8 protein-coding genes are annotated in these 8,212 nt (G+C 60.5%); 4 read left to right on the top strand and 4 right to left on the bottom strand.

Annotated elements, in window-relative coordinates:
* The first annotated feature begins 165 nt into the window (after nt 1–165).
* The 3 genes from rdgC to sugE all read left to right on the top strand — a co-directional run bounded on the left by rdgC (nt 166) and on the right by sugE (nt 2,630).
* Nucleotides 166–1,086, top strand: coding sequence for a recombination-associated protein RdgC (gene rdgC / locus HX873_RS09720; protein ID WP_008430455.1), 921 nt, complete (start codon nt 166–168; stop codon nt 1,084–1,086).
* Nucleotides 1,087–1,241: 155 nt separating this feature from the next.
* Nucleotides 1,242–2,207 (top strand): bile acid:sodium symporter family protein, encoded by a 966-nt coding sequence (locus tag HX873_RS09715; protein ID WP_003212369.1) that lies wholly within the window; start codon nt 1,242–1,244, stop codon nt 2,205–2,207.
* A gap of 108 nt (nt 2,208–2,315) precedes the next feature.
* Nucleotides 2,316–2,630, top strand: coding sequence for a quaternary ammonium compound efflux SMR transporter SugE (gene sugE, locus HX873_RS09710; protein WP_003190128.1), 315 nt, complete (start codon nt 2,316–2,318; stop codon nt 2,628–2,630).
* A gap of 127 nt (nt 2,631–2,757) precedes the next feature.
* Here the strand turns inward: sugE and HX873_RS09705 are convergent, their stop codons facing one another.
* The 4 genes from HX873_RS09705 to HX873_RS09690 form a co-directional block, all read right to left on the bottom strand.
* A complete protein-coding gene (locus HX873_RS09705; protein ID WP_177122618.1) occupies nt 2,758–4,632 on the bottom strand; it encodes an MFS transporter in 1,875 nt (624 codons plus the stop codon).
* Nucleotides 4,633–4,701: 69 nt separating this feature from the next.
* Nucleotides 4,702–5,856 carry a TDT family transporter gene (locus tag HX873_RS09700; protein WP_008430443.1) on the bottom strand — a complete coding sequence of 385 codons (1,155 nt, stop codon included), beginning with the start codon at nt 5,854–5,856 and terminating at the stop codon, nt 4,702–4,704.
* Between the two features lie 106 nt (nt 5,857–5,962).
* Nucleotides 5,963–6,274 (bottom strand): cupin, encoded by a 312-nt coding sequence (locus HX873_RS09695; protein ID WP_177055282.1) that lies wholly within the window; start codon nt 6,272–6,274, stop codon nt 5,963–5,965.
* 41 nt (nt 6,275–6,315) lie between these two features.
* On the bottom strand, nt 6,316–7,509 hold the full coding sequence (locus tag HX873_RS09690) for an MFS transporter (protein WP_003212382.1): 1,194 nt from the start codon (nt 7,507–7,509) through the stop codon (nt 6,316–6,318).
* 91 nt (nt 7,510–7,600) lie between these two features.
* On the opposite strand from HX873_RS09690, the gene HX873_RS09685 reads away from it, so the two are divergent.
* The gene (locus HX873_RS09685; protein WP_023659267.1) at nt 7,601–8,146 is read left to right on the top strand and encodes a TetR/AcrR family transcriptional regulator; all 546 of its coding nucleotides are present in this window, start codon (nt 7,601–7,603) and stop codon (nt 8,144–8,146) included.
* Nucleotides 8,147–8,212 lie beyond the last annotated feature (66 nt).

Here is an 8,212-nt window from a genome sequence, read left to right as displayed (position 1 = left end):
ACCCTTCACTTTCGGTGTGGCGCGCATTCTACGGAGCGACCCATAGTCTGGCAAGCACTTTCTTAAATAATTTTTTTCAGGCCTTCCAATGGCTTAGCGAGGGTTGGCCTATGACGCCATGAGGAGAATAATGCCCCCCTTTGTATATAAGGAGAGACTCACCCCATGTGGTTCAAAAACCTGCTTATCTATCGCCTGACCCAAGATCTGCCTGTTGATGCCGAGGCGTTGGAAACTGCACTGGCCACCAAACTGGCGCGCCCTTGTGCAAGCCAGGAGTTGACCACTTACGGTTTCGTCGCCCCTTTCGGTAAAGGCGAAGACGCGCCCCTGGTACACGTCAGCGGTGATTTCCTGCTGATCGCTGCGCGCAAGGAAGAACGTATCCTGCCGGGTAGCGTGGTGCGTGATGCGGTGAAGGAAAAGGTCGAAGAGATCGAAGCCGAGCAAATGCGCAAGGTCTACAAAAAGGAACGCGACCAGATCAAGGATGAAATCATCCAGGCCTTCCTGCCGCGCGCGTTCATCCGTCGCTCGTCGACCTTCGCCGCCATCGCGCCGAAACAGGGCCTGATCCTGGTGAACTCCGCCAGCCCGAAACGTGCCGAAGACCTGCTGTCCACCCTGCGTGAAGTGATCGGCACCCTGCCGGTACGTCCGCTGACCGTGAAAACCGCGCCAACCGCCATCATGACCGACTGGGTCACCACCCAGAAACCGGCCGATGACTTCTTCGTCCTCGACGAATGCGAACTGCGCGACACCCACGAAGACGGCGGCATCGTGCGCTGCAAACGCCAGGACCTGACCGGCGAAGAGATCCAACTGCACCTGACCACCGGCAAAGTCGTGACCCAATTGTCCCTGGCCTGGCAGGACAAGCTGTCCTTCATGCTGGACGACAAAATGACCGTCAAGCGCCTGAAGTTCGAAGACCTGCTGCAGGATCAGGCGGAACAGGACGGCGGCGACGAAGCACTGGGCCAGCAGGACGCCAGCTTTACCCTGATGATGCTGACGTTTGGCGACTTCCTGCCGGCGTTGGTTGAGGCACTGGGTGGCGAAGAAACCCCACAAGGTATCTAAAGCCTTGTGAAGATCAAAATGTGGGAGCGGGCTTGCTCGCGAATGCGTCCTTTCAGTTGATATCTTCCTGGCTGACACACCGCATTCGCGAGCAAGCCCGCTCCCACATTTGATCGCATGCGCACTTCCAAAATCGAATAACAAGGACCAACCCCATGCGTGCACTCGCCGCCTTGAGCCGTTTCGTCGGCAATACCTTCGCCTACTGGGTGCTGATTTTTGCCGTGGTTGCGTTCCTGCAACCCGCCTGGTTTCTCGGCCTCAAAGGCGCCATCGTGCCGCTGTTGGGCCTGGTGATGTTCGGCATGGGGCTGACCCTCAAACTTGAAGATTTCGCTGAAGTCGCGCGCCATCCGTGGCGCGTGGCATTGGGTGTGGTCGCGCATTTCGTGATCATGCCCGGCGTGGCCTGGCTGCTGTGCCAGGTCTTTCACCTGCCACCGGAAATTGCCGTCGGTGTGATCCTCGTCGGCTGCTGCCCGAGCGGCACGTCGTCCAACGTCATGACCTGGCTGGCCCGGGGCGACCTGGCCCTGTCGGTGGCCATTGCCGCCGTCACCACCCTCCTCGCTCCGCTGCTGACGCCCGCGCTGATCTGGCTGCTGGCCTCGGCCTGGTTGCCGGTGTCGTTCATGGAGTTGTTCTGGTCGATCCTGCAAGTGGTGCTGCTGCCGATCGTGTTGGGCGTGGTGGCGCAGCGCTTGCTGGGCGCCCGGGTACGGCATGCGGTCGAGGTGTTGCCGCTGGTGTCGGTGGTCAGCATCGTGGCGATTGTCGCCGCCGTGGTGGCGGCCAGCCAGGCGAAGATTGCCGAGTCGGGCCTGCTGATCATGGCGGTGGTGATCCTGCATAACACCTTTGGCTTCCTGCTGGGCTATTTCACCGGCCGTGTGTTCGGCCTGCCGCTGGCACAACGCAAATCCCTGTCGCTGGAAGTGGGCATGCAGAACTCCGGCTTGGGCGCCGCACTGGCAAGTGCGCATTTCTCGCCGCTGGCGGCGGTGCCGAGTGCGCTGTTCAGCGTCTGGCACAATATTTCCGGGGCACTCCTGGCTACGTACTTCCGGCGGATGAGCGAAAAGGAAGACCGCGAATTGTTGGCGGGCAAGTCCGAAACTTGATCACCTGATCAATATTCGGCACTCTAACGGGCTTCGCGTGGACGACCTCGCGACGCTATCGCGCGATTAATTCAGGGGACGACCCCGCCTTATAGAAGCGAGGTCATCATGTCCTGGATCATTCTGTTTTTTGCCGGACTGTTTGAAGTCGGCTGGGCCGTCGGACTGAAGTACACCGACGGTTTCAGCAAGCCACTGCCCACGGCCCTGACGATTGCCGCCATGGCCGTCAGCCTCGGACTGTTGGGGCTGGCCATGAAGGAACTGCCGCTGGGTACCGCCTATGCCATCTGGACCGGTGTCGGTGCAGTGGGCACTGTGATTGCCGGGATTATCCTGTTCGGGGAGTCCATGGCGCTGTTTCGACTGGCCAGTGTGGCGTTGATTATCTGCGGGCTCATTGGCCTCAAGATCAGCGCTTAGGTAGGCACCAGATCGTTCCCACGCTCTGCGTGGGAACGCATCCTGTGACGCTCCGCGTCACGACTCTAAAGGCGCAGACGCAGAGCGACCACGGCGGCATTCCCACGCAGAGCGTGGGAACGATCAACTACCTGACACTCCCGCGCAATTCCCCCACCACCCCATGCAACGCCTCGGGCGTCGCCGCCTCCACCGTCACCGGCGCGCCGGCCACCAGGGTCACTCGCGACCAGATCCGGTGGAAAAAGCCCTTGTTCGGATCGCGACTGAAGAAACTCCCCCACAACCCCTGCAACGCCATCGGAATCACCGGCACTGGCGTCTCTTCAAGAATCCGCGTCACGCCGCTTCGGAACTCGTTCATCTCGCCATCGGAGGTCAATTTTCCTTCCGGGAAGATGCACACCAGCTCGCCGTCCTTAAGGTAGTGGGCAATCCGCTGGAAGGCCTTTTCGTAGATCTGGATGTCCTCATGCCGCCCGGCAATCGGAATCGCCCCGGCAGTGCGGAAGATAAAGTTCAAAACCGGCAGGTTGTAGATCTTGTAGTACATGACAAAACGAATCGGCCGACGCACCGAACCGGCAATCAACAGCGCATCGACAAACGACACGTGATTGCACACCAGCAACGCCGCGCCCTCGTCTGGGATCAGCTCGAGGTTCTTGTGCTCGACGCGGTACATGGAATGGCTGAGCAGCCAGATCATGAAACGCATGGTGAACTCGGGCACGATCTTGAAGATGTAGGTGTTGACCGCGATGTTCAGCAGCGACACCACCAGGAACAGCTCGGGAATCGACAGCTTGGCCACGCTCAGCAGCAGGATCGAGACGATCGCCGAGACCACCATGAACAGCGCATTGAGAATGTTGTTGGCCGCGATCACCCGCGCCCGCTCGTTCTCGGCGGTACGCGACTGGATCAACGCGTACAGCGGCACGATATAGAAGCCGCCGAATACGCCAAGGCCGAGGATATCGAACAACACCCACCACGCCTGGCCGTAACTCAGCACGGCGATCCAGTCGTTGGCCTGGACGTTCTGCGGGAAGCCGCCGGAATGCCACCACAGCAGCAGGCCGAAAACGGTCAAACCGAACGAGCCGAACGGCACCAGGCCGATCTCGACTTTGCGCCCGGAGAGCTTTTCGCACAGCATCGAACCCAGTGCGATGCCCACCGAGAACACCGTGAGGATCAGCGTGACCACCGTCTCGTCGCCGTACATCCATTCCTTGGCGTAGGCCGGGATTTGCGTCAGGTAGATCGCGCCGACAAACCAGAACCACGAGTTGCCGACAATCGAGCGCGACACCGCCGGTGTCTGCCCCAGGCCGAGCTTCAAGGTGGCCCAGGACTGACTGAAGATATTCCAGTTCAGGCGCATCTCGGGGCTGGACGCCGCCGCGCGCGGAATGCTGCGGCTGGCCAGGTAGCCCAGCACCGCAATGCCGACGATGGCCGTCGAGACCACCGGCGCGTAATGGGTGGACGACATCATGATCCCGGCGCCAATGGTGCCCGCGAGGATCGCGAGGAACGTGCCCATTTCCACCAGGCCATTGCCGCCCACCAGCTCATCTTCGTGCAGGGCCTGGGGCATGATCGAGTATTTCACCGGCCCGAACAGCGCCGAGTGCGTGCCCATGGCAAACAGCGCCAGCAGCATCAGCTCCAGGTGGTTGAACATGAAACCCACCGCGCCCACGGACATGATCACGATTTCGCCGATCTTGATCACCCGGATCAGCGCGTCCTTGTTGAACTTCTCGCCAAATTGCCCGGCCAGGGCCGAGAACAGGAAGAACGGCAGGATAAACAGCAACGCGCAGAGATTGACCCAGATCGAGCGGTCGCCCTCGATGGTCAGCTTGTAGAGAATCGCCAGGATCAACGACTGCTTGAATATATTGTCGTTGAACGCACCAAGGGACTGGGTAATGAAGAACGGCAGGAAACGCCGTTTGCGCAGCAAAGTGAATTGCGAGGGGTGGCTCATCGTCCGTGTTCCTGCGTGGCCTGAAGGCTGTTATTGGTTTTTCCAGGCCACGACTTTACCTAATCCTGCTTACTTATTCGCTAGTCCTGCAATGCACGGCGATACAAAAAGCTCGCCTTTATAGGCGCCCTGCACCGTGCGCTTGGCGACGATCAGCCACATCAGCGCCAGCGCCGCCACCAACACGCAACCAACGATGCTGAAAAAACCCAGGTGCAAGGTGCTCGCCAGTTTCAGCGTGGCCAACGAGTACACGCCCAACGGGAAGGTGAATCCCCACCAGCCAAGGTTGAACGGAATACCGGCCCGCAGGTAACGCAGGGTGATCAGCACCGCGATCAGCATCCACCATAAGCCGAAGCCCCACAGGGTGATGCCTGCGACCAGGCCGATGCCGTTGGCCATCTCACCGACGCCGGGCAGACCGTTGGCGGCAAAGATGGCAGGTGCATCACCGCCCAGTACCAGCATGCCCAGGGCACCGGTGCCGATGGGACCGAGAGCCAGCCAGCTCGACGCGGCCATATTGGCGTGTGGCAGTTTATGCAGGGCCATGCGCAGCATCAGGATGGTCAGGATGCTGAACGCCACCGGCAGGGAGAACGCCCACAGCACGTAACTGGTCACCAGCATCACCAGTTGCGAATGGGCGTCGGCCAGGTGCGGCGCCAGCAGGCCACCGCTGGCGGCGGCGACTTCCGCGGCCACCACCGGCAACAGCCACACGGCAGTCATCTGGTCGATACTGTGTTCCTGGCGGGTGAACATCATGAACGGGATCAGCACCCCGCAGGCCAGGGCCATCGCGACGTCGAGCCACCACAGCACCTCGGCCAGTTGCACCACGCCATCCCCCCAGCGCGGCACGCCGAACAGCAGGAAGCCGTTGATAATGGTCGCCAGGCCCATGGGGATGGTGCCGAAGAACATCGACACCGTGGAGTGCCCGAAAATGCGCCGGGCCTCGTGGAAAAACATCACCCAGCGCGCCGCATACAGCACGCTGAACAACACAAACAGGCCAATGGTAAACAGCCACAGCCCTTCGGCCACGGCGTGCAGCCCCGCCAGGTTGACCGGCAATTGCGCCAGCGCCAACGCCAGCACCCCGGTGCCCATGGTGGCGGCAAACCAGTTGGGGGTGAACTGGCGAATCACTTCCCGAGGACGGGTCAGGTGACTGAAGGGTTTCAAGCTGCTGTGAAGCGTATTCGGGCAAGTCATGGTGTATTCCTCTTCCTCGCATGAGGTTGAGACCATGGTAGAACCGAATCGAATATCTATATAACGGGTAATATCTCTAACTGTTATCTGTTTCGTAGATATACCATTAAATGCTGCCTTCGGTTTCAATCACCAGAATCCGTGCGGGGCCCTGTGGATGGGCAACATGCTCGGTGCCGACACTGGCGTAGAAGATGTCGCCTACCTGAAGCAAGGCCATCTGTTCGCTGCCGTTTTCGCGATAGTGCATCTGCACCTGGCCATCAAGCACCACGAACACCTCTTCGCCGTCATTCACGTGCCAGCGATACGGCTGGTCGGTCCAATGCAAACGGGTGGTGATGCCGTTCATATTGGCGATGTCCAGCGCCTCCCAGGCGCGGGTGCCGGTGAATTCTTTGCTGCGGATGATCTTCATGGGTGAATCCCAAGGCGTAAGGGTGACGAATTATTACCGAATCAATTACCCGCCGTCGCCCTGCTCTTCGCCAAATCCTGCATTAGCAACGCCACCAACGCGCCGAGTGCCAATACGATCAGCACCACGCCATAACCGTCGGTGGTGGCGATCAAACCGAAGGTGCGCGTCAAGTTGCCCGCCAACAGCGACGGCACACAGAACGCCAGGTAACTCAGCACATAGAACGCCGACATCAAGCCCGCCCGCTCATGGGGCAAGGCCAACGGCAAAACACTGCGCAGCGCACCGAGGAATCCCGAGCCAAAACCACCGCCGGCGATCAGCGTGGCAATGAAGAACAGCGGCAGGCTGGCGCTGTGGACGGCCGTGAGGATCAGCGCAACACCCACCGCCAGCAGCACGGCGCCCAACCGCAGGACTTTGTCCGCCGGGCGGTTGCGCAGGCTGAAAATCATCACCGCACCGCTCAGCGTCAACACCGCCACCAGCCCGCCGCCGATCAGGTTCGAGGTGGACCCGGTCGCCGCCCGCACCAGCGAGGGCGCCAGGGACAGATAAAAACCGCCCATGGCCCATACGGCTACGTCTACCGGCAACGAGATCCACAAGGCGCGTCGGGCCTGGGGCGGTACATGCAAGGTGGGCCATAGCGAGGCCAGGGCCCCCGGAATCCGGCTGACTGTCTCCGGCAGGCGCCAGACGTACAATGCCTGCAGGATCATCAACCCGAGCAGGGTCCAGTAAATCAACGTGGTCGGCATCGGCGCGAACTCCACCAGCAGGCTGCAGCCCATGGCCCCGCAGGCCATGCCCAGCAAAGGCGCTACGCTGTTGATCAGCGGGCCTTGCTGGCGGTCGGTGTCGAGCAATGCGGCGCCCAGTACGGCGGTGGCCATGCCGGTGGCAAAGCCTTGTACCGTGCGGGCGGCAATCAGCCAGCCGACGCTGTCGGCATTGATAAACAGCAACATCGCCAGCATATCGAGGAGCAGCGCGGCAAAAATTACCGGCTTGCGCCCCAGGTGGTCCGACAGTGAACCCACGGTCAGCAATGCAGCCAGCAGGCTCAAGGCGTAAATGCCAAATACCAGGGTCAACATCGCCGCCGAAAAGTGCAGGCCCTCTTGATAGAGGTGGTACAACGGGGTCGGCGCGCTGGAGGCGGCGAGAAACGTCAGCAAGGTGATCGCCAGAAACACCAGGCTGGAACGATGAGAAGTAACGCTGGACATGGGCACGCTCCGCTAAAGCTAATATTTTGCTTTTGCGGAGTGTGCTACCGGATGGCGCTTAAAGCAAATTCTTTGTGTTAAGGTTTTACGCATGGCGATAAAAGAAGGGCTCCGCCCGGGGGGCCGTAGTGCCCGGGTCCAGGAATCAGTGCATTCGGCAGTGCGTGAATTGCTCGAAGAGCAGGACCGTTCCAGCGTGACCGTGCCGCAGATAGCCACGCGCGCCGGAGTGACGCCCTCGACTATCTACCGCCGCTGGGGTGACCTTGCTGCACTGTTGGCGGATGTCGCCATGGCTCGGCTGCGGCCGGACAGTGAGCCGGCCAACACTGGCAGCCTGCGCGGCGACCTGCGGGCTTGGGGTGAGCAGTATCGCGATGAAATGAGCTCGGATCTTGGTCGGGAGATGATGCGCGATGTGCAATGCAGTCAGGCGCCGGGGTATTGCGTGGGGATTCTCACCGGGCAGTTGGAGACGATCTTGGATCGCTATCCGGGCGACGCTGAAACTGCCCCCAGCGTGGATCGGCTGATCAACCTGATCGTTGCGCCCACCGTGTTTCGCAGTCTGTTTTCTACTGTACCGTTGGAGGTTGAGGAGCTGCATGAGCTGATTGAGTTGGCTTTGCGGGGGTGAGGTGGTTTTTGGGTTTGGGTGTATATCCGTTGCTGCGGTAACGGCCGCCTATGGTTCCGCTCTTAC

The sequence above is a fragment of the Pseudomonas sp. P7758 genome (assembly GCF_013386485.1).
GTDB lineage: Bacteria > Pseudomonadota > Gammaproteobacteria > Pseudomonadales > Pseudomonadaceae > Aquipseudomonas.
This window is presented reverse-complemented; position numbering and strand designations above follow the sequence as displayed.

What these genes read in the sequence shown, in the direction of transcription:
- rdgC (WP_008430455.1), top strand. Translation starts at nt 166, where the DNA reads ATGTGGTTCAAAAACCTGCTTATCTATCGCCTGACCCAAGATCTGCCT.
- HX873_RS09715 (WP_003212369.1), top strand. Translation starts at nt 1,242, where the DNA reads ATGCGTGCACTCGCCGCCTTGAGCCGTTTCGTCGGCAATACCTTCGCC.
- sugE (WP_003190128.1), top strand. Translation starts at nt 2,316, where the DNA reads ATGTCCTGGATCATTCTGTTTTTTGCCGGACTGTTTGAAGTCGGCTGG.
- HX873_RS09705 (WP_177122618.1), bottom strand. Translation starts at nt 4,632, where the DNA reads ATGAGCCACCCCTCGCAATTCACTTTGCTGCGCAAACGGCGTTTCCTG.
- HX873_RS09700 (WP_008430443.1), bottom strand. Translation starts at nt 5,856, where the DNA reads ATGACTTGCCCGAATACGCTTCACAGCAGCTTGAAACCCTTCAGTCAC.
- HX873_RS09695 (WP_177055282.1), bottom strand. Translation starts at nt 6,274, where the DNA reads ATGAAGATCATCCGCAGCAAAGAATTCACCGGCACCCGCGCCTGGGAG.
- HX873_RS09690 (WP_003212382.1), bottom strand. Translation starts at nt 7,509, where the DNA reads ATGTCCAGCGTTACTTCTCATCGTTCCAGCCTGGTGTTTCTGGCGATC.
- HX873_RS09685 (WP_023659267.1), top strand. Translation starts at nt 7,601, where the DNA reads ATGGCGATAAAAGAAGGGCTCCGCCCGGGGGGCCGTAGTGCCCGGGTC.